Annotated in this window: 19 protein-coding genes and 1 pseudogene; 11 read left to right on the top strand and 9 right to left on the bottom strand. The window is 41.0% G+C overall.

Annotated features, from left to right (window positions below; genetic code table 11):
• Nucleotides 1–24 precede the first annotated feature (24 nt).
• The 8 genes from QZ076_RS03425 (at nt 25) to rodA (ending at nt 10,478) form a co-directional block, all read left to right on the top strand.
• Nucleotides 25–1,689 carry a tetratricopeptide repeat protein gene (locus QZ076_RS03425; RefSeq protein WP_293710374.1) on the top strand — a complete coding sequence of 555 codons (1,665 nt, stop codon included), beginning with the start codon at nt 25–27 and terminating at the stop codon, nt 1,687–1,689.
• Between the two features lie 128 nt (nt 1,690–1,817).
• Nucleotides 1,818–2,981 carry a 6-bladed beta-propeller gene (locus QZ076_RS03420; protein ID WP_293710372.1) on the top strand — a complete coding sequence of 388 codons (1,164 nt, stop codon included), beginning with the start codon at nt 1,818–1,820 and terminating at the stop codon, nt 2,979–2,981.
• A 155-nt stretch (nt 2,982–3,136) separates the two neighbouring features.
• The gene (gene purH, locus QZ076_RS03415) at nt 3,137–4,660 is read left to right on the top strand and encodes a bifunctional phosphoribosylaminoimidazolecarboxamide formyltransferase/IMP cyclohydrolase (RefSeq protein WP_293710370.1); all 1,524 of its coding nucleotides are present in this window, start codon (nt 3,137–3,139) and stop codon (nt 4,658–4,660) included.
• An 18-nt stretch (nt 4,661–4,678) separates the two neighbouring features.
• The gene (locus QZ076_RS03410; RefSeq protein WP_028726286.1) at nt 4,679–5,698 is read left to right on the top strand and encodes a rod shape-determining protein; all 1,020 of its coding nucleotides are present in this window, start codon (nt 4,679–4,681) and stop codon (nt 5,696–5,698) included.
• A 112-nt stretch (nt 5,699–5,810) separates the two neighbouring features.
• Nucleotides 5,811–6,665, top strand: a complete 855-nt coding sequence (gene mreC, locus QZ076_RS03405) for a rod shape-determining protein MreC (RefSeq protein WP_293710366.1) — start codon at nt 5,811–5,813, stop codon at nt 6,663–6,665.
• Nucleotides 6,658–7,176 (top strand): rod shape-determining protein MreD, encoded by a 519-nt coding sequence (mreD, locus tag QZ076_RS03400; protein ID WP_293710364.1) that lies wholly within the window; start codon nt 6,658–6,660, stop codon nt 7,174–7,176. Before mreC ends, mreD begins: the two co-directional genes overlap by 8 nt.
• A complete protein-coding gene (mrdA, locus tag QZ076_RS03395) occupies nt 7,166–9,043 on the top strand; it encodes a penicillin-binding protein 2 (RefSeq protein WP_293710362.1) in 1,878 nt (625 codons plus the stop codon). The genes mreD and mrdA overlap by 11 nt, the downstream gene beginning before the upstream one ends.
• On the top strand, nt 9,033–10,478 hold the full coding sequence (gene rodA, locus QZ076_RS03390; RefSeq protein ID WP_293710360.1) for a rod shape-determining protein RodA: 1,446 nt from the start codon (nt 9,033–9,035) through the stop codon (nt 10,476–10,478). The genes mrdA and rodA overlap by 11 nt, the downstream gene beginning before the upstream one ends.
• Here rodA and QZ076_RS03385 read toward each other — a convergent pair whose 3' ends face one another.
• The 3 genes from QZ076_RS03385 to QZ076_RS03375 all read right to left on the bottom strand — a co-directional run bounded on the left by QZ076_RS03385 (nt 10,479) and on the right by QZ076_RS03375 (nt 13,712).
• On the bottom strand, nt 10,479–10,991 hold the full coding sequence (locus QZ076_RS03385) for a gliding motility lipoprotein GldH (RefSeq protein ID WP_293710358.1): 513 nt from the start codon (nt 10,989–10,991) through the stop codon (nt 10,479–10,481).
• On the bottom strand, nt 10,930–12,354 hold the full coding sequence (ricT, locus tag QZ076_RS03380) for a regulatory iron-sulfur-containing complex subunit RicT (protein ID WP_293710356.1): 1,425 nt from the start codon (nt 12,352–12,354) through the stop codon (nt 10,930–10,932). Before ricT ends, QZ076_RS03385 begins: the two co-directional genes overlap by 62 nt.
• A 170-nt stretch (nt 12,355–12,524) precedes the next feature.
• Nucleotides 12,525–13,712, bottom strand: a complete 1,188-nt coding sequence (locus tag QZ076_RS03375) for a pyridoxal phosphate-dependent aminotransferase family protein (RefSeq protein ID WP_075556500.1) — start codon at nt 13,710–13,712, stop codon at nt 12,525–12,527.
• Between the two features lie 198 nt (nt 13,713–13,910).
• Here QZ076_RS03375 and QZ076_RS03370 point away from each other — a divergent pair, with 198 nt between their 5' ends.
• On the top strand, nt 13,911–14,882 hold the full coding sequence (locus QZ076_RS03370) for a diacylglycerol kinase family protein (RefSeq protein WP_293710354.1): 972 nt from the start codon (nt 13,911–13,913) through the stop codon (nt 14,880–14,882).
• Here QZ076_RS03370 and QZ076_RS03365 read toward each other — a convergent pair.
• Complete coding sequence (locus QZ076_RS03365; protein WP_293710352.1) at nt 14,867–15,583, bottom strand: methyltransferase; 717 nt, start codon at nt 15,581–15,583, stop codon at nt 14,867–14,869. The two genes, QZ076_RS03370 and QZ076_RS03365, sit on opposite strands and share 16 nt — an antisense overlap.
• Before the next feature lie 105 nt (nt 15,584–15,688).
• Here QZ076_RS03365 and lon point away from each other — a divergent pair.
• Nucleotides 15,689–18,148, top strand: a pseudogene (gene lon, locus QZ076_RS03360) (endopeptidase La); the annotation flags it as partial.
• A 71-nt stretch (nt 18,149–18,219) separates the two neighbouring features.
• Here lon and QZ076_RS03355 read toward each other — a convergent pair.
• The 5 genes from QZ076_RS03355 to nusB form a co-directional block, all read right to left on the bottom strand.
• On the bottom strand, nt 18,220–18,669 hold the full coding sequence (locus QZ076_RS03355; protein ID WP_293710351.1) for a DUF5606 domain-containing protein: 450 nt from the start codon (nt 18,667–18,669) through the stop codon (nt 18,220–18,222).
• Between the two features lie 114 nt (nt 18,670–18,783).
• Entirely contained in the window at nt 18,784–19,374 is a 591-nt protein-coding gene (coaE, locus tag QZ076_RS03350) for a dephospho-CoA kinase (RefSeq protein ID WP_293710350.1), read from the bottom strand.
• Nucleotides 19,367–20,380 carry a YbbR-like domain-containing protein gene (locus tag QZ076_RS03345; protein WP_293710349.1) on the bottom strand — a complete coding sequence of 338 codons (1,014 nt, stop codon included), beginning with the start codon at nt 20,378–20,380 and terminating at the stop codon, nt 19,367–19,369. The genes coaE and QZ076_RS03345 overlap by 8 nt, the downstream gene beginning before the upstream one ends.
• A 12-nt stretch (nt 20,381–20,392) precedes the next feature.
• Nucleotides 20,393–20,704 carry a preprotein translocase subunit YajC gene (yajC, locus tag QZ076_RS03340; RefSeq protein WP_075556507.1) on the bottom strand — a complete coding sequence of 104 codons (312 nt, stop codon included), beginning with the start codon at nt 20,702–20,704 and terminating at the stop codon, nt 20,393–20,395.
• Between the two features lie 60 nt (nt 20,705–20,764).
• On the bottom strand, nt 20,765–21,691 hold the full coding sequence (gene nusB, locus QZ076_RS03335) for a transcription antitermination factor NusB (RefSeq protein WP_293710348.1): 927 nt from the start codon (nt 21,689–21,691) through the stop codon (nt 20,765–20,767).
• A 224-nt stretch (nt 21,692–21,915) separates the two neighbouring features.
• On the opposite strand from nusB, the gene QZ076_RS03330 reads away from it, so the two are divergent.
• Complete coding sequence (locus QZ076_RS03330; protein WP_293710346.1) at nt 21,916–22,281, top strand: DUF3276 family protein; 366 nt, start codon at nt 21,916–21,918, stop codon at nt 22,279–22,281.
• Nucleotides 22,282–22,285: the final 4 nt, after the last annotated feature.

Genomic DNA, 22,285 nt, shown 5'->3' with positions numbered 1-22,285 from the left:
CATTATTAATTATCCATAGTTGATATGCTCAAACTACCGTTAAGTCTTTTGCTTTTTCTTTTGTTGATAGCCTGTAATGGAGAAAATGAGGTAGCCTCCCTGTTAACTGGAGCCGAAAGCTATTTGCCTGCAAGGCCGGATAGTGCCTTATACCTTTTAGACAGTATAAAACATCCGGAAGAATTGTCTCGTAAGGGAGAGGCTCTCTGGTGTTTGTTGTATACGCAGGCACAGGATAAGAACCGGATAAAACATGTATCCGATTCTTTGATACGAATAGCTGTCAGATATTATGAAAAGACTGACTTGGAAGAGCGAAAAATGCAGGCATATTATTATTGTGGCAGGGTTTATCAGGATTTAAACGATGCACCTCAAGCCCAGGAGTATTATCTGAAGGCTTATGACGTAGGAAAGAATTTGAATACTCCCTCTTTGCAGGGACAATTGTGTGCTAATTTAGGCTCTTTATATACCCTTCAAAAGCTTTATCAACCTGCTTTGACTTATCAGAAGAAGGCTGTTGACTATTTTTTCCTGGATACAGATACAGTTAGTTTGTCTGTGACTCTCCGGAATATCGCTCGTATTTATGTGTGCGAAAATAAGTTGGATAGTGCAATTATCTATTATTCGATAGCCCTGGCGCATACTTCCGATTCGCATAAGCTTTATATGTCGAATGAATTAGCTGATGCGTATAGTCGGGTGGGAGAATATGAAAGAGGCTTGTCTTCCGCCTGGAAAGCTTATTCGAAAACAGAGACTATGGACGATTCCTGCCTGGTTAGTTTAACTTTAGGAGATTTGTATTTAAAAACCGGGGAAATGGATTCTGCTTATCATTATTTTTCTTTTGCCAGGAAGAGCTCTGATCTTTATACTATGTGTGGTTCATATCGTAATTTGTCACGCTTTGAGAAATCCAGGAAAAATTGGCAGGCTTATGCCGATTTCCAGAAACAATATGAGGTGTTGCGAGATTCGATTGATAAACAAACATATATGGAAACATTGGCCCGGTTACAAAGTTTGTATGATTATCGGTTGGTAGAAAAAGATAAAGAGTTTTACAGGCAGGAGTCAGACCGTAAAACGAATTATTTATACAGGCTTTTGGGAGGAGGTTCTTCATTATTATTGGTAGCGGTGTGTATTGCTTTCTATTTGTTTAAGAAAAAGAAGAAAAAAGAAGAACAGCTGGATCAGTCATTGCGTCTTCAGGAACAGAAATATAAAGAAAGCCAGGAATATCTGAAAGAGCGAAATATTACTATTGCTAAATTGGAACAACAAATAACTGCGGAGCAAAAAAAGGTGGAAGAAAACACTCTGTTGTCTGAGAGAGAGTTGGCGGAGGATACTTTTTTTACTTCAGACTTGTACCTGGGATTATGTACAAAGTGGAAAAAGTTAGATGAGGCACAATGGCCCGAAGTGGTTAAGGCTATAGACCATGTGTTGTACAGAGATTTTACCAGCAAGATAAGAATGTTATATCCCCGAATCTCTGATTTGGATTTGGTTGTATGTTGTTTGACCAGGCTGGATATTCCGGTAGGACGTATAGCGTCATTATTATCGGTAAATAGCCAGGCGATATCTAATAAGCGTAAACGTTTATATGAAAAACTGACTCACCAGAAGGGAGCGGCACAAGATTTTGATGAATTTATAAGAGCTTTTTAATAATTAGTCTTGTCTTCAATTTGTTGTTTATTAGTCTCTTGTGAAATGTGACATATTTGTGACATGAAAGCTTTGGAGGGTTTCAAGGTGGCTCTTACTTTTGTGTGAAATCAATTAAATTTATTACGATGAAAAACTATTTCTTGAATAAAACATTTGTTTATGTTATCCTATTAACATTAATGGGGTGTGGAGGCTGTAAGTCTACCAATGACAGTTTTATTACAGTGGATGTCACTGCAGACTATCCGAAGAAGGATTTGATACTTCAAGATTTCATGAATGTGGAGTATATTCCGTTGAAGACGACGGATGAGTTTATAATTAAAGGTAAGGTAGCAGATGTTGGGAAAAATGTCCTGATATTGACAAATGTGCGTCAGGGAGAAATTTTAATTTTTGACCGGTTTACCGGTAAGGGATTGAAGAAGATTAATCGCAGAGGACAGGGACCGGAGGAATATATACTGCCTTTTAATGTTCATTTGAATAAGTATGAGAACGAAATATTTGTGAATGATGGCCCTTCGAGTAAGATTCAGGTTTACGATTTGGAGGGCAATTATAAAAAAACGATCTTTTATAAAAAAGGAGCACTTGTTACGAATCTGTACGATTATGACGATCGTCATTTTCTTTCTCAAAATGTTTATGCTCCGGAGAACGAATCTTCCACGAGTACATTCTTCCTGTTGTCCAAAGAAGATGGAAGCTGGACGGATATCGAACTTCTATATGAAAAGAGAATATCACCGGTAATAGTGAAACGTGTAGCGGATAGGGTTTACGCAAGTGTTCCCGGTAATAGTTTTATCTCATCTTATCAGGGTGACTGGATTTTGAGTGAGCCTTCTTCCGATACTATTTACGCCGAACGCCCTGGTGGGGATCTTTGTCCTTTCATCGTCAGAACTCCTTCCGTGCAGGTGATGGTACCGGAAATCTTTCTTTTCCCGGGAACTCTGACCGAACGCTACTTCTTTATGCAGACGGTGAAAAAAGAATGTGACTTCGAAAAGGATACAGAAATGCCTAAAGTCGATTTGGTATATGACAAGCAGGAAAAAAAGATTTATAACAGTACTGTTTATAATGCTGATTTCGATAAGAGAAAAGAAGACATGTCAGCTTGTTTATTAAACGAGGAGGTTGCTTTTTCTGTACAATTCGAAGCCGCAGAATTGTTGGAAGCTAACGAAAAAGGAAAGCTGAAAGGTAAACTGAAAGAAGTCGCAACCGATTTGAACGAAGAGGATAATCCGGTTATCATGCTGGTAAAGATAAAAAAATAATGATTGGGGATATTTTTTAATTACTCCCACAGTTTTCAACAGATTCTAAGTTTTATTAAAGAATTCACCCGGGAATAAAATAGTTACATTAATGTACATATTGAAAATAATTGTCTACTTTTGTGCTCTAAAACATTAAAATAAACTCAACAAAGATGGCTGCAACAAAACGTATTAAGCGTGCATTAGTCTCTGTATTCCATAAAGAGGGACTGGATGAAATCTTAAAAAAGCTTCATAGCGAGGGCGTTAGCTTCGTTTCAACAGGGGGGACACAAACATTTATCGAATCATTGGGCATTCCTTGTGATGCAGTGGAAGACCTGACCGGATATCCTTCAATTTTAGGAGGACGTGTTAAGACTCTTCACCCGAAAGTTTTCGGTGGTATCCTTAACCGTAGAGACAACGATGGCGACAAAGCACAGATTGCAGAATATGAAATTCCTGAAATTGACCTGGTGATTGTAGACTTGTATCCGTTTGAAGAAACAGTATCTTCTGGTGCGGAAGAACAGGCAATCATCGAAAAGATAGATATAGGCGGTATCTCTTTGATACGTGCCGCTGCAAAGAACTTTAAGGATGTAGTGATCGTAGCTTCAAAAGCACAGTATCAACCATTGATGCAAGTGCTGAATGAAAAAGGGGCAGAAACTTCTCTGGAAGACCGTAAATGGTTCGCCAAAGAAGCTTTTGCTGTTTCATCAGGCTATGATTCTGCTATCTTCAATTATTTTGACGGACGCGAAGGCTCACACTTCCGTGCAGCCGTAGACCAGCCGATGAACCTGCGTTATGGTGAAAATCCTCATCAGGCCGCTAAGTTCTATGGAAAGTTCAGCGATATGTTCGACCAGATACACGGTAAAGAGATTTCTTACAATAACTTGTTGGATATCGATGCTGCTGTCAGCTTGATCGACGAGTTCAACGAATTGACATTCGCTATCCTCAAACATAATAACGCTTGTGGTATCGCATCCCGTCCAACCGTGCTAGAAGCATGGAAAGATGCATTGGCCGGTGACCCGGTTTCTGCATTCGGCGGTATTCTGATTGCCAACAGCGCAATTGATAAAGAAGTAGCTGAAGAGATTAACAAGATTTTCTTCGAAGTGATCATCGCCCCGGAATATACAAAAGACGCTTTGGAAGTATTGATGCAGAAGAAAAACCGCATCATTCTGATCCGTAAGGAGACAAAGACTTGTCCGATGCAGTTCCGTTCACTCTTGAATGGTGCATTAATGCAGGAAAAAGACCTCAGTATCCAGACTGTTGCAGATCTGGAACCGATGACAGACAAACATCCCTCTTCTCAGGAAGTGGAAGACCTGTTGTTCGCTAATAAACTGGTGAAACACAGTAAGTCAAACGCTATCACGCTGGTAAAGAATAAACAGCTTTGCGCTAGTGGTATCGGTCAGACATCGCGTGTAGACTCTTTAAAACAGGCTATTGAAAAGGCTAATTCTTTCGAGTTCGATCTGAATGGTGCCGTTATGGCTTCGGATGCATTCTTCCCATTCCCTGACTGTGTTGAAATTGCTGATAAGGCAGGTATTACTGCTGTTATTCAGCCGGGTGGTTCTGTAAATGACAAGTTGTCCGTTGAGTATTGCAACGCGCATGGCTTGGCTATGGTTAAGACGGGAGTCCGTCATTTCAAACATTAAAAAACACCTTATTAAAAAATGGGATTATTTTCTTTCACACAAGAAATAGCGATGGACCTGGGTACTGCGAATACCATTATTATCAGTGGTGGTAAAGTAGTGGTAGATCAGCCATCGGTAGTTGCCCTCGACAGACGTACCGACAAAGTATTAGCTGTTGGCGAAAAGGCACGCCAGATGCACGGAAAGACGCATGAGAACATTCGTACGATCCGTCCGCTTCGCGATGGTGTGATTGCCGACTTCTTTGCTGCAGAGCAGATGATACGCGGCCTGATCAAAATGATCAATCCGAAACATCGCTGGTTTTCTCCTTCACTCCGCGTAGTGGTATGTATCCCCTCCGGAAGTACAGAAGTAGAGATTCGTGCCGTACGCGACTCCGCCGAACATGCCGGAGGCCGTGATGTATATATGATTTATGAACCTATGGCCGCTGCAATTGGTATCGGTATCGATGTCGAAGCTCCCGAAGGCAACATGATCGTAGATATAGGCGGTGGAACAACCGAGATCGCTGTTATCTCGCTGGGAGGTATCGTATCCAATAAATCAATCCGTATTGCCGGTGACGACTTGACGGCTGATATTATGGAATATATGCGTCGCCAGCACAATGTGAAGGTCGGCGAACGTACGGCCGAATTGATCAAGATCAATGTCGGTTCAGCATTAACGTTCCTGGATAATCCTCCTGAAGATTATATCGTTCACGGTCCGAACCAGATGACAGCTCTTCCGATGGAAGTCCCTGTTTCTTATCAGGAAATCGCACACTGTCTGGAGAAATCTATCTCGAAGATGGAAGCTGCTATTCTGAGTGCACTGGAACAGACGCCCCCTGAACTGTATGCTGATATTGTACGTAACGGTATCTATCTGGCTGGTGGTGGTGCCTTGATGCGCGGACTCGACAAACGATTGACAGATAAGATCAACATCCCGTTCCATATAGCTGAAGACCCGTTGCATGCGGTAGCAAAAGGTACGGGTGTAGCGTTGAAGAATATAGATAAATTTAATTTCCTTATTCGATAAGGGAAATAATGTGCCAGTTAATCAATATGCCAATGTGCCAATAAAAGGTGCATTCGTGGTGTATTGATTAATTGGCATATTGGCACATTATCAAATTGGCACATTATTATTTATGCGTAAACTGCTGGACTTCCTGGTAAGAAAGAGGCATTGGTTTCTGTTTGTTTTGCTTGAGATTGTTTCGATGATGCTGATTTATCGCAATAGTGCATATCAGCGGAATATAATCTTTAGTTCGGCAAATGTATTGACAGGACATATTGCTTCTGTTTCCGGTTATGTTAGATCCTATCTCGACCTGCGCGAGATAAACAAGGAATTGTTGGAAAGGAACGGGCAACTGGAAATGGATCTGTTGGAGTTACAGGATCGGTTGGATATGATGATGGCCGATACGGTGAATTTTGTCGGCTTCGCTCCCGACTCGGTCGAGCAGTTTCAGTATAGTTTTATTTTAGCGGAAGTGGCAAATAACAGTGTGAGTCACCTTTCGAATTATATCACTGTAAACAAAGGACGTAAGGACGGGATCGCTCCGGATATGGGAGTAGTTTCTGAACGCGGAGTTGTTGGGATTGTTTCAACAGTGGCAGATCATTTTTCAGTAGTTATTCCGTTACTTAATCCTAAGTCGAGACTTAGTTGCAAGGTGTTAGGGAGTAGCTATTTCGGTTCATTGAGCTGGGACGGGCGTAATACACGTTATGCCAATCTGGAAGAACTACCGAGGCATGTGGAGTTTCAGAAAGGCGATACGATTGTGACCAGTGGTTTTTCAAGTGTATTCCCTGCAGGAATTATAGTTGGAACAGTTGCTAATTTTGAAAAACAGCATGACGATAACTTCTTTACACTGAAAGTAGAACTGGCAACGGATTTCCAATCGTTGAATAACGTCCGTATCATAAAGAATTTTAATCAGGAAGAACAGATAAGGGTAGAACAAGAAGCAAGAAGAAATGATTAATAATTTAATAAGGGGATTGCTTTATTTTGTTGTATTGGTGTTGGTCCAGGTACTGATTCTGAATAATATTCATTTTCTGCGGATCGCAACACCATTCCTGTATCTTTATTTTATTATAAAGATGCCGGTCGGTTCGTCACGCGATCTGGTCGTTCTTTTCTCGTTCCTTATCGGTCTGGTGATCGATTTGTTTTCAAATACTCCTGGAATGCATGCAGCAGCATGTACCCTGACCGGATTTATACGTGAACCGCTGATACGTTTTTATGTGGGAAAGGATCTTCCCGACGGAATATATCCTTCTTATAAGACATTCGGTTATGGAGGTTTTTTCCGGTATGTACTGTCGTTAGTGCTGATTCATCATGTAACGCTGTTTCTGATCGAATCGCTGACTTTATTCGATCCGTTATTCCTTGCTATCCGTATCGGAGCGAGTGTAATAACGACTACATTATTAATTTGTACAATAGAAGCATTCAATATAGAGACCCAAAAGAGTGGAGACTAATGCAAAGTATACACTTGAGAACAGGCGCTATGTTATTATAGGCGCTGTGGTTCTGTTGGTCATCGTTTTTATTATCCGTTTGTTCTATCTTCAGGTAGTGGAGAACGATTATAAAGCGTGGGCTGACAGCAATGCGTTCCTGAAAAAGACTTTATTACCTTCCCGCGGTATGATTTATGACCGTAACGGGAAATTACTTGTTTATAACCAGCCGGCGTATGAAGTAATGCTTATCATGCGTGAGGTCCAGCCGTTCGATACGCTTGACTTTTGTAATATCCTGAGCATAACCAAAGAGCAGTTTGAAAAGAGAATTGCCGATTTGAAGAACCGCCAGTTGAATCCGGGTTATTCGTCGTATGTCCCGCAGGTGTTTATGAACAATCTTTCTGCACAGGAATGTGGGGTATTGCAGGAAAAGTTATATAAATTTCCTGGATTTTATATTCAGAACCGTACGATCCGGCAATATGAGTATCCTTATGCCGCCCATATTCTGGGTAATATCGGTGAAGTGGACAGGAAAGATATCAAAAAGGATGATTATTATGTGCAAGGTGATTATTCCGGCCGTGCAGGTGTTGAACGTTCGTATGAGAAAGAGCTGCGTGGGGTAAAAGGAGTAGAGATTCTTTTAAGGGATGTGCATGGGCGTATAAAAGGAAAATACGATGAAGGTAATAGCGACGTAGCCCCGGTGTCCGGAAAGAACCTGAAACTTTCCATCGATATGGATTTGCAGGCTTACGGAGAAAAATTGATGAAAAATAAGGTCGGTAGTATCGTAATGATCGAACCGGAGACGGGAGAAGTACTTTGTATGGTCTCTTCTCCTAATTATGATCCGAGCTTGTTGGTCGGACGCCAGAGAGGAAAGAATCATAAAATTTTGGAAGAAGACCCTCGAACACCGCTTATCGACCGTTCCATAACCGGGTTTTATCCTCCCGGTTCAACATTTAAACCTACACAGGGATTGATTTTTCTGCAGGAAGGAGTCATTACCCCTGAAACAATGTATACCTGTGCTCATGGATATACTTATCGGGGAGGAAAGCCGGCCTGTCACGGGCATCCTTCTCCTTTGAGCTTGGTTCCGGCTTTGGCGACTTCTTGTAACTCTTATTTTTGCTGGGGCTTGCATGATATGTTGGATAGCCGTCGCCGGTATCCGACTGTTCAGGAAGCATTTGAGGTTTGGAAGAATCACTTGGTTTCGATGGGATACGGTTATCCGCTCGGTATCGACTTACCGGGGGAGAAAAGAGGATATATACCGAATAGCAAAGTATACGATAAGGTATATAAAGGCCGTTGGAATTCAAGCACTGTTATTTCTATAGCGATCGGTCAGGGGGAAGTTTCAGCGACTCCTTTACAGATATGTAATCTGGCTGCTACGATTGCTAACCGCGGATATTTTATTACGCCTCATGTCGTAAAGGAAGTACAGGATACTCCTTTGGATACGCTTTATACGAACAGGCGTTACCCGACAGTAGACTCAAAATATTATGATGTAATAGCAGAGGGTATGCGTAATGCCGTACTGGGGGGGACTTGTTGGAGAGCTGCTATACCTGGCATAGAAGTATGCGGTAAGACTGGAACTGCAGAGAATCCTCATGGAAAGGATCACTCGGCTTTTATCGGTTTTGCACCTTATAAAAATCCGAAAGTAGCGATTTGTGTTTATGTACAAAACGGAGGTTTTGGGGCCGCTTTCGGTGTGCCGATCGGGAAACTGATGATGGAACTTTATCTGAAAGGAGAAATATCTCAGGAAGACAAAGCGTTGGAAGAACAAATAAGTAATATGGTAGTAGCATCCGATAGGATATATTCTTTAATGGAACGTGGGTTATAGAAAAACAGAAATATGGAAAACAGTCGACTGGTTCACCATCTTGCTTTATATATTGATGGTTATTGCCGGTTGGTTCACTATTTGCGGTGCGAGCTTTGAGTTCGACAGTGTCGGATTGTTTGATATAAGTGGCCGTCCAGGCTCCCAGTTGATGTGGATCGGGATATGTATGGCTGTTGTTTTTATCATACTCATGCTGGAAAGCGACTTTTTTGATGTCTTTGCTTACCTGATCTATGCAGCCATTATTGTATTGTTGATAGCGACGATATTTTTGGCACCTGATATCAAGGGGTCTCATTCCTGGCTGAAATTCGGGAGCTTCCGTATACAGCCTGCTGAATTTGCAAAATTCGCTACAGCACTGGCTGTGGCCAAGTTTATGAATTCCTATGGTTTTAAATTGACGACTCCGAAGAATTTCGGAATAACTCTTTTAATCATCTTCTTACCGATGATCTGTATTATTTTGCAGAAGGAGACAGGTTCCGCCCTGGTGTATCTGGCCTTTTTCCTGATGCTGTATCGTGAAGGAATGTCCGGATATATATTATTATCGGGAGTCTGTGCAGTGATCTTCTTTGTTACAACCATGAAGTTCTCGGAAGTTGTCCTCGGAGCTACGCAGATGGGAGAGCTGATCGTGTCATCCATCATCCTGTTTATTACATATATTTTGGTGACGGTAGTTCGCCGGGACAGGACGGCCTTGCTCGTGATGTTGAGCGGTACGGCGATAGCCTATCTGGGAGGATATATCGTGTCGTTATTCGTTCCTGTCAATTTTGCCTGGATAGCTATGGGCCTGGTAGGGCTGGTAGTTATCTATCTTATCTATTTGTCTGTGAGGAACTGGGTATGGCATTATGCTTTGATAGCTAGCTTTGCCTTGGGATCATTGGCCTTTATGTACTCGGTAGATTATGTTTTCGATAATATACTGGAACCGCATCAACAGATACGTATAAAAGTCTCTTTGGGGCTGGAAGATGATCCGAGCGGTGCCGGATATAATGTCAATCAATCGAAGATCGCTATCGGTTCGGGGGGATTGACCGGCAAAGGATTCCTTAATGGGACGCAGACAAAATTAAAGTATGTGCCGGAACAGGATACTGACTTTATCTTTTGTACAGTCGGAGAGGAGCAGGGCTTTATTGGTTCTACAGCCGTATTGATCTTGTTCGGTATATTTATTATCCGGTTAATTATGCTTTCCGAAAGACAGAATAGTACATTTAACCGGGTCTATGGATACAGCGTAGCCTCCATCTTTATTTTTCACCTGGCTATTAATGTGGGCATGGTGACCGGGTTGACTCCGGTAATAGGTATTCCACTGCCATTCTTCAGCTATGGAGGTTCTTCTTTGCTTGGGTTTACGATTCTGTTATTTATCTTTCTCCGTCTGGATGCTTCCCGGAGAGAACGATGATTATTTAGCCTTCTCTACACGGAAACCTATTTCCTGGATTCCTGTCAATGTATTATCGCGCATTCCCTGGCGGAAGCTGAAGGTGTACATTCCCGGATGTTCGAATGTATAGTTCTCCCGTATGGGAAAACTGGACTGAAATAAAGAAATACCATGTCCGTACCACTTCCCGAACTCGTCAGCCAATACGCATTCTATAGTGTCTTGTTTAAGCGGGCCGATTGGTTGTTCTTCGTTACAGAATAACCAAAGGTTCTGATAAGGATACATATTATTATTACGAACCTCGAGCGTTAGATTGTAGGGGCTGGAAATGTCGTCTACCTGAAAAGAAAAATAGTATTCCTTATCCTTCTCCCACGCTGTATTGTCAATGGCCTGGTACTGGTCGTACAAGGCCTGTTGATCGCAGGAGAAGCATAAGAATGTAAATAGAACGACAATGAGTCCTTTAAGCTTCGGGCTTGTTTTCCGGTTTATTTGCCGGTTTAGCTGGTTGCTGAGGTCTGTCATTATTCGCAGGCTTGTCATTATTACCTTTAGGCTTTTGTTTGTTTCTGTTATTCCGGTTGTTATTATTGTTGTTGCGGTTGTTGTTTCCGTTATTGTTGTTGTTACCAGAATTCCTGTTGTTGTCGTTGCCGGGTTGCTTTTCTCCATTTCCAGGACGATTGTTTGCCGGCCGGGCATTTACTATCGGTTTGTTATTTCCGTTTTCATTATTGGCTGGGGCATTGTTATTGGCCGGAGCGTTGTTATTGCTGCCACCTCCGTTATTTCCCGACGGACGTTTTTTCTTCTTTTTCTTAACAGAATCGAAACGGGTAACACTATCCTGACCGAGAATATCCTGTGCATCGCGTTTAGGCGGTTGCGGTTTCGTGTCGGCTTCCAATGTAACGGGCTTACTTCCTTTCTTATTCATGTTGATCACATCGAATGCACGGTCGGCTGATATGGTAATCAGGTTTGCTGCAAACGACTTATCTGTAGAATATGTGATCTCACGTTTAAAAATATCTGTTTTGAAATGATAGTAGTTGTTGTCTTTCGTTTCCAGAACGATCTCTCTGGAGGGTAAACGTTTCTGTGCTTCCACGTAAGCATCCACTTCATAGTTGATGCAACATTTCAATTTGGCACATTGGCCGGCCAATTTTTGAGGGTTCATGGATATATCCTGATAGCGGGCAGCCCCGGTTGCAACGGATACGAAACTTGTCATCCAGCTGGAACAGCATAGTTCACGTCCGCACGGGCCGATACCTCCAATACGTCCGGCTTCCTGGCGGGCTCCGATCTGCTTCATTTCAATACGGACGCGGAAAGCTTCTGCCAGTACTTTGATCAGTTGGCGGAAGTCAACACGTTCGTCGGCAATATAATAGAAGATCGCTTTGTTACCGTCTCCCTGGTATTCTACGTCGCCGATCTTCATATTTAATCCCAAGTCGGCAGCGATCTGGCGCGAACGGATCATAGTGGCATGCTCCTTGCCTTTTGCCTCTTCGTATTTTTCTATATCGGTCGGTTTAGCTTTGCGATAGACTTTTTTAGGCTCATAACCTTCGCCGGTACGTACATTGTTCTTTTTCATTTGAAGAAGGACAAGTTTTCCGGTAAGGGTAACTGTTCCTATGTCATGTCCGGGACTGGCCTCGACAGCTACCATATCTCCTTTTTCCAAAGGTATTTTAGAACTGTTCAGGAAATATCCTTTACGGGTATTCTTGAATTGTACTTCTACGTAATCGGTCGCATTCTCCGCATCGGGTACATCGCAAAGCCAATCGTAGGTATTCAGTTTATTATTTTGTATTTTGCTGCATCCTTTTTTCCCCATGCAGCAACCACCTGTATTTAGTTTGAAATCCATTGTCTGGTAATATATATGTATTTATAGTGTCTACAATTACGCAAAAATAGTCAAATATTCTCAGAGAATGAATAAGGTATAGTGAAAAAACAAGAATAGCGGAAATGTAAAAAGCCCCCAAACTGTATTACTACCGTTTGAAGGCCTTTAATTATAGATATAGTAACAGTTTATTTTACTAAGCCGTGACTTTTAAATACTCTGTGGATCGCTTCGAGTGCCTTATCCAGTTGCTCTTTTGTATGAGTGGCCATCAAAGAGAAGCGGATTAGTGTATCTTCCGGGGCAACAGCCGGTGAAACAACCGGGTTTACGAAGATACCGGCTTCGAATAATTCCTTAACGATAAGGAATGTCAGGTCGTTGTTACGAATGAACAACGGGATGATCGGAGTTGACGTATGTCCGATTTCACAACCCATATTCCGGAAACCGTCTAACGCGTAATGCGTCAGGTCCCAAAGATGTTCGATACGTTCCGGTTCGCTCAACATAATATCAAGTGCGGCACCTGCTGCAGCTGTAGCGGCCGGCGTGTTACTGGCACTGAAAATGTATGAACGTGAATTGTGACGGAGGTAGTTGATTGTATCTTTATCTGAAGCGATAAATCCACCGATAGAAGCCAGTGATTTACTGAATGTGCCCATGATCAGGTCTACGTCGTCGGTAACACCGAAGTGGTTACATGTTCCGCGTCCGTGATCTCCCAGAACTCCTAAACCGTGTGCTTCGTCTACCATGATGCTGGCATTATACTTTTTAGCTAAAGCGACGATTTCAGGAAGCTTGGCTACATCACCTTCCATACTGAATACACCATCGATAACGATCAGTTTCACTTTATCCGGTTCGCACTTTTGAAGTTGCTTTTCCAGTGAATCCATATCGTTATGTTTATATTTCAACTTGGTTGAGAAGGAAAGACGATGGCCTTCGATAATAGAGGCATGGTCTAATTCATCCCATAGGATGTAATCTTCACGTCCTGTCAGACAGGATACTACTCCCAGGTTGACCTGGAAACCTGTAGAATACACAATTGCGTCTTCTTTTCCGACAAATTCAGCCAGACGTTTCTCTAATTGAATATGGATGTCGAGTGTACCATTCAGGAAACGCGAACCTGCGCAACCTGTGCCATATTTCTTGATCGCTTCAATTGCAGCTTCTTTTACTTTAGGATGGTTGGTTAATCCTAAATAAGCGTTAGAGCCAAACATCAAGACTTTTTTGCCGCTGATCATTACCTCAGTGTCCTGATCGCTTTCGATCATTCTGAAATAAGGGTAAATTCCTGCAGCCATTGCTTTTTGAGGAGCATCGTACTTTGCTAGTTTCTCTTGTAAAAGTTTCATATTATTATTGAAGAGAATGATTTTCTCGCTTATTAAAATTCTATTCAAAGAATTGCCGGTTTGTCGCATACATATTCACCTATGTTTCGGCAAATCCAGCCGCAAAAGTAGTAAAAAAATAACTTATAGTTGCCTTAATGCTTTAAAAGTTTTACAAAAGCATTATTTTTGTCCCTTCAATCTTTATAAACAGTTAGGATGGACGGGAAAAGAATAAAGTTGCAGGCTATAATAAATCCTATATCCGGAGTAGGTTCGAAGAGAAAGATACCCAGAATGATAGAGCAGATGTGCGAGAAAGGCAACTGTTTGCTGGATATCTCATTTACCGAATACCGGGGGCATGCAAGTGAGTTGACGAAAAAAGCGATCGATGAGGGGGCAAATTGCATTATAGCAGTAGGTGGCGATGGAACGGTGAATGAAATAGCCCGTTCTATGATCCATTCTGATGCAGTGTTAGGGATTGTTCCGAAAGGATCAGGTAACGGACTGGCTCGCGAGTTACATATACCGATGGATGCTAAACGGGCACTAGACCTGATTATCAAAGGACATGTTTCTACAATCGATTGTTGCAAAGCCAACAACCAGGTATTCTTCTGTACTTGCGGAGTCGGTTTTGATGCCGCTGTAAGCCAGAAGTTTGCAGAAGAAAAACGTCGTGGATCTCTGACCTATATAAAGAATACTGTAGAAGAATATCTAAGCTATAAACCGGAGCCTTATGAATTACTGGTGGATAACCAAACGATCAAAGAAAAGGCTTTTCTGGTGGCATGTGCCAATGCATCTCAGTACGGGAACAACGCATTTATTGCTCCTCATGCCAATATTCAGGACGGAAGAATGGATTTGACCATTCTGTCTCCCTTTACACCATTGGATATAGCGCCCTTGGCAATTCAGCTTTTCACAAAGCAGATCGACCGCAACAGTAAGATCAAGACGTTGAAAGCTCAGCAAGTTACAATTATCCGGCAGAATCCGGGGGTTATGCATTTGGATGGTGAACCGGTGATGGCCGATAGCCGCATCGATATTTCTGTCATTCCACAATCCTTGCATGTTATAACTCCCGAAGTGGTTTCTTTTACGAAGGAAGTACATAACTTGTTTGGTGAGGTGACCCGTTTCTTTGATAAAAGATTACCTTACATTTTCAGATAGAACTCTTTGGTGAGTGCAATATATTCCGGGGTATACTGATGGCGGGCTTCTTCAATAATCAGTGTATCCCGTTTTTTTATGTTTTCTTCTGTCGCTGACAATTCTATCAGCAATCGCTTGGGTTGTGCTCCGGGAACAGGGATTACATCTGTTTGCCTGTAAATATATAAATGGTTTATGGATGCGAGTTCCCTGACTTCATCCAGTTGTTCATGGGGTAATACCAATGAGATTCGTCCTGTAGGAGATAACAAGGTCCGAACTTCCCGGATCAGGTCCGGAAGTTGTAATGTATCGGTATGCCGGGCAACCGTACGTTTATTATCCGGACATTTTAGTGAATTTATAAAGTAAGGAGGGTTGGATACGATCAAATCATATCTCATCTCTGGATTTGACATTATAAAATCAGTACATGAAGAATGCATCACTTTTATTCTTTCGGCAAAAGGAGAGGCTATTATATTTTCCGTCGCTTGTATGTATGCATCTTTATCGATATCGATCGCATCGATTTGTGCCGAACTCCGTTGGGCCAGCATTAAAGCGATAATTCCGGTTCCGGTTCCTATATCCAGTATGCTTTTGCATTGGGTGGTTTCAGCCCAGGCTCCCAGCAATACGGCATCGGTTCCGACCTTCATTGCGCATTTATCATGATAAATTGTAAATTTTTTGAATCGGAAATAAGGATTTGCCATATAATATTTATAATGTGAAGTGCAAAAGTAGTTAGAATTGACTGAAAAAGCTGTAACTTTGGCACGTTTATTGTATTAATACATACAATTGATAGGGAAGTAAATATGATGAAAGAAAGAATGAAGAGGTTTACTGAAGAGTCGTACGACGATTTAGATGATAATATTGGTATTGTAATGCCTATCCTGACAGAATGTGATGTGGATGAGGATTTTACAGAGGGTATAGAAAAAGTCGGCAATGAAATACCTATTCTTCCGTTGAGGAATATGGTTCTTTTTCCCGGAGTGGCTATGCCGGTTATTGTTGGTCGTCCGAAATCTATGCGTCTGATAAAAGAGGCTGTTCATAAGAAAGCGCTGATCGGTGTGGTATGTCAGAAAGAGATGAATACGGAAGATCCTGGTTTTGAGGATCTGTATACTACTGGTGTGATTGCTGATATCGTGCGCGTTCTGGAAATGCCGGATGGTACGACAACCGTGATCCTGCAGGGGAAAAAACGTTTCGCCTTGGAATCTTTAAAAGAGACAGAACCTTATCTGAAAGGTAAAATATCTTTGTTGGAGGATAAAATGCCGAAAAAGTCAGATCGTGAGTTCGAAGCTCTGATCTCCACAATTAAAGATCTTACCATAAAAATGCTGGGGGCTTTGAATGAGCCGCCACGTGATCTGATATTTTCCATAAAGAATAATAAGAATGTTCTTTACCTGATTAATTTTTCATGTAGTAATATTCCCAGTGGATCGGCTGAGAAACAGGAACTCCTGTTGATCGGTGACTTGAAAGATCGTGCATATCGTTTGTTGTTTATCCTGAATCGTGAATATCAGCTGGTAGAACTTAAAGCATCTATCCAGATGAAGACGCATGAAGATATCAATCAGCAGCAGAAGGAATATTTCCTCCAGCAACAGATCAAGACGATCCAGGAAGAACTGGGTGGAAATATAAACGATCTCGAAATAAAAGAATTGCGTGAAAAGGCTGCCCGTAAAAAATGGCCGGCAGCTGTAGCTGAAATATTTGAAAAGGAAGTTCGTAAGCTGGAACGCCTGCATCCGCAGTCTCCTGATTTTTCTATACAGACACAATATGTACAGACAATAATCAACCTGCCGTGGAATGAATACAGCAAGGATAACTTTAATCTGGCTCATGCCCAGAAAGTTCTTGATCGCGATCATTACGGTTTGGAAAAGGTGAAAGAGCGTATTATAGAACATTTGGCTGTCTTGAAGTTGAAAGGGGATATGAAATCGCCTATTATCTGTTTATACGGACCTCCGGGAGTTGGTAAAACTTCTTTAGGTAAATCTGTTGCAGAAGCTTTACATCGTAAATATGTGCGTATTTCGTTGGGCGGCTTGCATGATGAAGCTGAAATACGTGGTCATCGCCGTACTTATATCGGTGCGATGGGCGGGCGTATTATCCAGAATATTCAGAAGGCGGGAAGTTCGAATCCTGTGTTTATCCTGGATGAAATAGATAAGGTGACGAATGACTTTAAAGGCGATCCAGCATCTGCATTGCTAGAGGTGCTCGACCCGGAACAGAATTCAGCTTTTCACGACAACTATCTGGATATTGACTATGATCTGAGTAAGGTTATGTTTATCGCTACTGCCAATAACCTGAATACGATTTCCCAGCCCTTGCTGGATCGTATGGAATTGATCGAAGTAAGCGGTTATATTCTGGAGGAGAAAGTGGAAATTGCTGCCCGTCACCTGGTGCCTAAGCAGCTGGAAGCTCATGGTCTGAGTAAAGGAAAGGTGAAGTTGCCTAAAAAGACTTTACAGGTCATTATCGAATCGTATACCCGCGAGAGTGGTGTGCGTGAACTGGATAAGAAAATAGCTAAGATCATGCGTAAGCTAGCTCGTAAAGTGGCTTCCGACGAGGCGATCCCGTCACAGATCAAACCGGAAGATCTCCATGAATATCTGGGACAAATCGAATATAGCCGGGATAAATATCAAGGTAACGAATATGCCGGTGTTGTTACAGGATTAGCCTGGACTGCAGTAGGAGGGGAGATTCTGTTTGTGGAATCGAGCCTGAGCCGTGGTAAAGGTTCTAAGTTAACTTTGACAGGTAATTTGGGAGAGGTAATGAAAGAATCTGCCATGTTGGCACTTGAATTTATTCATGCTCATGCCTCTTTATTTGATATTAACGAAGAATTATTTGAAAATTGGAATGTACATATTCATGTACCTGAAGGGGCTATACCGAAGGACGGACCTAGTGCAGGTGTGACGATGGTGACTTCTCTTGTGTCTGCATTTACCCAGCGTAAAGTGAAAAAGAACCTGGCAATGACAGGGGAAATAACGCTTCGTGGCAAAGTTCTTCCGGTAGGTGGTATCAAAGAAAAGATTCTGGCTGCTAAACGGGCTGGTATCAAAGAATTGATCTTATGTAAAGAGAATCAGAAAGATATCAATGAGATCAAAGCGGAATATGTGAAAGGTCTGACTTTTCACTATGTGGAGGATATTCGTCAGGTAATAGATCTTGCCTTGTTGAAAGAAAAGGTGGATAATCCGTTGTTTTGATAATACATTATGATATAAAAAAAGCGATGCATTTAATTAAGCATCGCTTTTTTTATGCTGATTTATTTTTATTCGGCTTTTTCTTCAGCGCTTGTTTCTTCTTCCACTTTCACGTCTTCTGCTGTAGGTTCTTCTTCTGGAGTGAAGTCGGTAATCTCGGCTCCGATCAGTATATTATACCATGTCAGCAATTTCTTAATATCGCTTGGATATACTCTTTCGCGGTCGAAATCAGGCAATACTTCAGCAAAATAGTTACGCAGTTCTTTGGTATCGGAAGGAACTGTTACTTTTGCTCCGTTTTCTTTATTTTTTACGCTGGTGAGTACTTCGTGTAAAGGAACTTCCGTCTCGGTTGTATAAATAGCAATATCACCTAACGAGATTACTTTATCTTTTGCATACGCAGGTACTCTTTTCTTATCTGTCAGCGATTCGACAATCAGCATGTTCTTTCCGTGGGAAACCAATTTAAATAATCCCGGTTTTCCCGAAATAGACAAAATAGTCTTCAACATAATACTTCGTTTTCTAATAGTGTTAAACTTTAAAGCTGCAAATGTAGCATAACTATACGATTTAACCGTTACAATCGGAAAGAAAAATATGAAAGAGAATGTGAATTAAATCACTTATTGGGTTGCAGAAGTTCGGAGAGAGCTCAGAAATTTCTCGATCTGAGGCAATAATGCTTGTCGGTTGTCATTATGGATGACATAATCAGACCATTCCTTTTTTGTTTCATCGGGTAATTGGCTATTGATACGGTTTACGATATCTTCTCGGGAGGTGTTGTCGCGTTGTAAAGCTCGTTCGATACGAAGTCCCTGTGGCGCATATACCATTATACTTTTATCTACCATTTTATTAAAGCCGGATTCAAAAAGAATTGCAGATTCTATTGCACAGAGTTCAGACGACTGGCTTTTTGCCCATTCCGTAAAATGACGGTTTACTTCCGGATGTATTATGGCATTAACTTGCTTGAGACGTTCAGGATTTCCGAATATATGTGAAGCTAATAGCTTTTTATTCAATCCTTGTTCTGTATAAAGATCCTCACCGAACAGGTCTATCAACTGTTTTTTGATGATAGGGGATGTGGCTGTAAGTTTCTTACTTTCAGTATCTGCCACGTAGACAGGTATTCCGTATAAGTTGAATAAGGATGCTACAACCGATTTGCCGCTTCCAATTCCTCCGGTTATTCCAATTTTAATCATGAAGATTGTTTTGCTCCAGAATGAATTCTATTTTATCAGGAACAAGTGTCGCGGAATTTACCCAATCCGGTTTTTTTGTCAGGTGAATGGGAAGTGTTCCCAATGCGTTTTGTTCCAGATCTTTAAATGAAAATTTGATCTCAAATGCATTCTCCGATAAATCCTTGAAACGGGATAGCGGGATACTGCATGTTACTTTTGCAATAGCTGGGAAAGTACGCAAGGTGTAATGTGGAGGTAAATCAGTACAGAGTACAGGTATCTCCAGTGTTTTTTCCGTGAATTCTTCGATTGGGATCGTTACAGTAACACTTGTCGGATCATAAGTCGCTTCATCTACTTTTTGTAACTGTATAGTCTTAGTGATCGTTTTATTTCCTTTTTTTATCTCTGTAAATACAGTTTTTGCCTGATTCAATGTGTCCAATACTACATCACTGGCATATACGCTGATATTTGCTGGGGTAATTGTAATATTCCCTGATATGTGAAACCCTGGATTAGTTTGTATTGCTCCATCGAAGATAACAGGTATCTCTTTTTTTATACGTTTACTATAAGATGCATCGATATGTTGCGGTTCGAACCCTGTTAAGGAAGTTGTCGCTAACAGTTGCTTTTGGATATCGCTTTGTATTGTCTTTTTAGCGATAGATAAAGAACCACTCTTCTCCGTTTGGTTTTTCATATTCGCTTCGATCGGGGCAAATGAACGACCGAAGGAATAGTTAAGCAAAACACTTCCTTTATCTTTTACTCTTGCAACAACCTCTTGTGGAGGTGTTTCAGTGAAGGAAACATCCGGAGGAATATTTTTGTATCTGACCGGAATACTGATTTCTATTTCATATTCCTGTTGCAGGCTTTGTAGTAACCAAAAGCCAAAAGCCAGTAGTACGAAAGAGAAAAAGATTAATGCTTCTTTCCATCTTTGACGACGCAGAAAAGCATTAATCTTCATCCGGGCAGACTTGAATGAGTTATTTATTCTATCAAGCTGCGACATATTTATTGTTTCTTATTTTTGCTGTGCGTCTTCTGAAGAAGCAAAGATAGAAGTTTTATCTACACGTATACGAACACCATCTGAAATTTCGATTAGCATATAGGTGTCACCGATTTCTTTGATCTTACCATAGATACCTCCCGCTGTGATTACTTTATCACCTGTTTTTAAAGCTTCACGTGATTTCTGGATCTCTTTTTGCTTTTTTTGTTGCGGACGGATCATGAAAAAATAGAAGATTGCAACAATAACAACCATCATAAGGATACCTGACCACTGTGACTGGCCTCCGGCAGCCTGTAGGAAAATACTAACTAAGTTCATATACTATATTCGTTTATAAGTTTATACCTATTTGACTAGGTACAAATGTAAGTATAATAATTAATCTTTGAGCAATACCTTTTCTTTTTTTAACTCCGATACGATAGAATCTAAAATTCCGTTGATGAAGTTACCACTTTTAGGTGTGCTATAGTATTTTGCAGTATCGATGTATTCGTTTAGTGTTACATTAATAGGAATTGATGGAAAAGTCATAATTTCAGCCAGAGCAACCTGCATGATGATCAGATCCATATTGGCAATACGCTCTGTTTCCCAGTTTTTCATATGTTTGTTGATGCGTTCGCGATATTCGTCACCTTTCAATAATGTCTGACGGAATAGTTTGATAGCAAAAGAATGATCTTCCAGGTCTTTGAACATTGGTAATAATTCCTGCTTGCTTCCGTTCTTTTCCTCAAATTTTTTGATTGTTTTTAAAGTGAACGTCTCAACGATTTCGATATCATCATTCCAGTAGATACTTTTATCTTCCAGGAAATCTTCGATAACTTCGTTTCCACAAATCAGTTTTTTGAATACGCAACGCCAGAATTCCTTATCTGTTTCATAAGAATCATTCTCGTTGTCAATATATTCACTGTATAAATCAGAAGTCAGAATGATGTCGAGTACATTTTTAATGAACTCTTCATCGTTTGCCCAAGATATACCTTGCTCTGCCACATACTTCTGAAGCGCTGTGTTTTCGGCAACCTGAGCCGCGAAGCGATTATCTATCAGACGAGTGTTGGGATTCAACTCCGCATGAGTCGGCATGTACTTGCTTTTTTTAGCGTCAAGTGTCCGCTTCTGTAAATTGGTGACTTCAATAATTAGGAGGAGGAAATAATGATACAAATCATACGATTTCCGTAAGCTGAAAAGCAATTCATTTTCCGCAACTTTGAGGTCACTGTTTCCATTTTGATAGAATGAGTATACTATCTGTAAAACTTTAATGCGGATTAAAATTCTGTTGATCATCGTTTGAAGGAACTACTTGTTATAAATTTAGGCTGCAAAGGTAGTCATTCTTTTGATAAATGAGTTCGGGTTTACTTAATTTTATGTGTGTTAGTTGTTATTTTACAATTTGAAACGTAAAATCATACATTTTGATGCGTTAAAATAGTTGTTGTTTAAAAAAAAATGCACATATTTGAAGCAAGTTATGATAAATGGGTCGGTATTTAACAAAAGTTGGCTATATGGATGAGTCGGTGAAGAAAACACAGGTTGAAGGTGGCGATAAAGAGATTCTGTACTCTAAAGCTATAAAGGCAGGTAAGCGGATTTATTACCTGGATGTGAAGAAGAACTTAAAAGACGATTTGTTTCTGGCTGTAACCGAAAGTAAGAAGGTACAGCCGAAGAATGGAACACAAGTGTCTTTTGAGAAGCATAAGATTTTCCTTTATAAGGAGGATTTTGAAAAGTTTATGGAGGGAATGAATGATGTGATCAATTACATCAAACAGCGTAACTCTGATGGGTTGGACGCTAAGACCCCGGATATGGAGACGAAGGCAGATGATGATTCGGATGATGAAATAAAACTGAATATTGATTTTTGAAGGG

This window comes from uncultured Parabacteroides sp. (assembly GCF_905196875.1).
Taxonomy (GTDB): domain Bacteria; phylum Bacteroidota; class Bacteroidia; order Bacteroidales; family Tannerellaceae; genus Parabacteroides.
This window is presented reverse-complemented; position numbering and strand designations above follow the sequence as displayed.